This is a genomic window from Chloroflexus sp. (assembly GCF_034432675.1).
Classification (GTDB): Bacteria; Chloroflexota; Chloroflexia; order Chloroflexales; family Chloroflexaceae; genus Chloroflexus.
On the sequence record NZ_DAOUBI010000195.1, the window covers coordinates 1 to 3,872 of the forward strand.

Genomic DNA, 3,872 nt, shown 5'->3' on the forward strand with positions numbered 1-3,872 from the left:
GGTCAGACATGCATGCGATCCCTGCCCGTAGACGGTTATGTTGCACGAGATTCGTGCCTGCGCACCAGCGGCCACGGTCAGCATCTGCCGGCGGAGGCGAGGAGGCCTCCACGCAGGCTGGAAGCCTGCACCACGGAGGGTGTTTGCAGCCCAACTTAACGCAGCGTGACATGTGGGTAATGCATGGCTGCGCGGGAGAGGGGCCGGGGGTGAGGGCGTTCACAGCTTCCTTCAGCCCTATCTACCGCATACATTCGCAGCCGATAACCGCTCAGCGCTGTACCAGCGGCACATCCACCCGGTAGAGTGGCCGCGCCGCTACCGGTGTCAGCGGATCGCCGAGCAACAGGAATGTCCGCAACGATGCCGGTGCTTCGCCACTGGCGGCCAATTCGGCATAACCGGCAGCAACCAGGTGACCGAGCGGCGGTGCTGAGGTTGAGGTTGCATACCAGCCCCAGAGCGCTTCCACAAAGCCCAGCAGCAATTGACGATGACCGTAAGCGACCCCGAAGCCGCTGGAACTCCAAGTAGCAATCGCACCGCCGTCAGGATTTAAGACCAGGGCTTCATCAATGGTCGTGCCCCGAAACGAGGGGTGCTGAAACGCCCCGGTCAAACACGTCATACTCAACACAACCGGCAACGCCGAACCATTGTGCAGATCGGTGGCCGTATCGACGTTGAGCAGAAATGGCTCGTTAACATCAAAATCCGTAAATGCCCACTGAAACTGCAAGCCATGACCGGCGTAGACAAGCAAGCCGGCACCCTGGTTGAAGGCCGCAAATGCATGCTGTCGCGCCAGATCAGCATCAGCAATCATGCCCTCACCGCCATGCGGGTCGTAGTAGACGCGAGTAGTACTTGTTTGCGATGGTTGCAAGCCGATAGCATAGTCGAGCATAGCCGCAAAATCACCGCTACTGTCGGGATTGTCGGCCAAATAAACGGCATGACGTTGCCAGGCACCCCGGCTCTGCTCGTAGGCAAGCATTTTTGCGACCAGCCGACGCAGCTCTTCCGCAGTCTTCACCGGCAGACGCCCGATCCAGAGATCGGCCTGAAAGAGGGTTTCAGCCGTTGGATCATCACCGTCCAGTTGAGCAAAACAGACTTCACAAGCAGTCTCGCCCAACCACGGGTCTACCTCGGCTAGATACGGCGGAATCAGCGTCGGCCAGCCGCGCCGCAGATAATCGCGTGGGTCAGAACTGCCATCCCCAACCAGAATCACCGCCTCTGGAGCAGACAACCAGGTCGCGGCAGCGTAGCGCAGAAAATCGCGGATGGCCCGCGGATCAGGTTCGCCACCACTCCAACCGGCATACACATCTTCGACGGCAATCGCTAGCGGTAACCAGTCCTGGGACTGGCGACGGACAAGCAAAGGTTCCAGCTCACCAATCAGCGCTCGCGGCACAATGTAAATCGCCCGCGCCTGCCGTGGGGTCGTCACATCAACCGGATTGTGACGCGCTACCAGCGGTGTGTGCAGTGTGGCCGAACCGGTCACCAGATACCGCCGCGGTACAGGTGCATTATCGGCAAAAGTCGTACCGCTAAAGTGCAATCGCACTGGTTGGTATGGATCACTGATGTCGTACACCGCACTTCCAGGCGCGATGCCGGTAAGCGGATAGGCAAAACGACCAGCCTGACCGGTAAAGATCGCGCCAGCAGAGGTGAGGTTAATCTGCGCCGGCGCCTGGTAGAGGAGCCGATCCAGATAGATGCGGTCAATACCACTGATCGGATCGAGGGTCAGCGTGAGCACCGTCGTCGGCGACGGCAGCGTTATATCGGCGCGATGGCTACCGTGCCCGCTCCACTCCAGCGACGTACTCCAGCCGTTCCCGGCAGTCACTCGCAGCCGATGCGTACCACTGTGCCGCACCAGCGTTGCCAGTTCAAACGTTACCTGCATCGGGCCACTGGTGGCAAATGGCAGGGTTGGGGTGATCGTCAGGGTCGTGCTGACCGGTGCGCCTGCACTGGCATCGAGCTGACGACGAAAGAAGTAATCGCCATCAAAACCGGCCAGCGTCGACTCATAGATGGTCGGCGCTTCATCCGGCCCGGTTCCGCTCACGGTAATCCCTGTCGGTACATCACCGGCCAGTGGCTGCGCGGTTCGGCTGGTCATCAGGTTCAGGCTGGCCCCCGGCTCAGCCGTGAGCCAGTAACGATCAGACGCCGACCAGCGATCTCCGGGAGGAGGTGCGTAGAAGCGCAGGGCGGTCACGCTCGTGCCACCGAACACCGGTTCTAGCGGCAGCGTTCTCCCGGCACGGTAGAGGCGCAATTGCGTCGGCGCAACCTGATCCAGATCGAGGCCAAGCGAACGCAACGTGTGTGCATCAATCTCCTGGACACCTTCCGCCGCGACATCAATTGTCCATGCCGGACGTGTCGCAATCGGGTCGGGCAGCGGGGCACTACTCAGACCCACTGCCGGCTGATGATGGGTTGGAGCCAACATTGCTCCGGCGACAAATGCCCGTAGCCGTAGCGCCTGCCGGGGGCCATTGGGCGCCCGGTAATAGGGAGAGATTTCATACAGAGCCAACCGCATGCCTTGCCGATAACCTTCACCGAGCATACGCAGGGGCGCCGTTGGTGGTTCTGGGGCGAATGACGGCAGCGGTGGGCGCGGTTCACCATCGACAACCACAGTGGGCAGGGATGGTAGGGCAAGCGGCCTATTGAGTGGCTGGTCTTGCAACTCGCGCAAGACAGGCGACGGTGAAGCATCCGCCGTGAGGTAGAGTAACAATCGTTGCGGCTCAGATGCCTGATCTGCCGTCCAGACAATCTCAACCCCATCGGGCCGTTGGTGCAGGATCAGGCCGGTGGATGGCTGCGCCCAGGTTGCAGGCGCAGCCACTATTAAAAGTGCGGCAGCAACAAAGAAGAGACAAAGACGCCGCATAGAACTCCGCATTCCTAACGATATGAACGTCGGCGCACGAATGCGCCAATACCAATCGCAAGCAGTGCCAGACCCATCAGGATCAGCAACGAACGCGACACATCGCCTGCGGTTCGGGGCAGGGAAGCCGGCGGCGAACCGAGTATTGCACTACCGGTATTGTTGTCCGTCGTGATCTCACCACCGCTGGTGCGCACCGTAGCCGTATTAAGCGAATTTGCTGAGGTGAGTGGTGCAATCACCTGTGCCGTCACCTGCACGACAATGATGTCGCCAGGGGCAAGCGTTGGTGCAGTGACTGTCACCTGATTACCGTTCGTCTGAACATCGCCGACGGTGGTGGTTGCATCAATCAGGCGCAACGCCGGCGGTACATTATCGCTTAGCGTCACATCACCGGCTGGTGCACCACCGATGTTGTGAACGGTGATAGTGTAGACCACGTTATCGCCAACCTGAGCGATAGTCGGGTTTACCTCCTTCGTGACGATCAGATCGGGAAGCATGGGTAACAGGGTTGCGCTGCTGGTATTATTGTCCATCGTAATTTCGACGTTGGAGGTGCGTGCCGATGCCACATTACGATTATCCGTGGGGAGTGGGGTGGCAATCAGTTCGGCCTGGATAGTAATGGTCATACTTTCACCGGGGGCAAGCACTGGAATGCTCACCGAGACCTGATTGCCGACAGTCTGTACCGTACCACTTGAGACACTGACATTGATCAGACGAAGAAATGCCGGCAGGGGGTCATCAACTACCACCTCATTTGCCGCTGCCCCCCCGATGTTGCTCAGCGTTAACGTATAGACGACCTGATCGCCTACCTGGGCAACACCAGGTGAAACTGATTTGCTGAGAACGAGATCGGGAAGCGAACCAGGCGAATCTGGTGGCGGACTGGTCGGTGTCGGCGTTGCCACCCCGGTCGTTGGCGTCG

General features: G+C 59.6%; 2 protein-coding genes. Both read right to left on the bottom strand.

Annotation, left to right across the window (positions count from 1 at the left end; translation table 11 throughout):
- Positions 1-271 precede the first annotated feature (271 nt).
- Complete coding sequence (locus VAE55_RS14890) at positions 272-2,932, bottom strand: C25 family cysteine peptidase (RefSeq protein WP_322816528.1); 2,661 nt, start codon at positions 2,930-2,932, stop codon at positions 272-274.
- A gap of 14 nt (positions 2,933-2,946) precedes the next feature.
- Positions 2,947-3,872: DUF11 domain-containing protein (locus VAE55_RS14895; RefSeq protein ID WP_322816529.1), on the bottom strand; the 926-nt coding region annotated here is incomplete at its 5' end.

Bases quoted from the DNA above. Each gene is read 5' to 3' on its own strand.
- VAE55_RS14890 (WP_322816528.1), bottom strand. From the start codon at position 2,932: ATGCGGCGTCTTTGTCTCTTCTTTGTTGCTGCCGCACTTTTAATAGTG.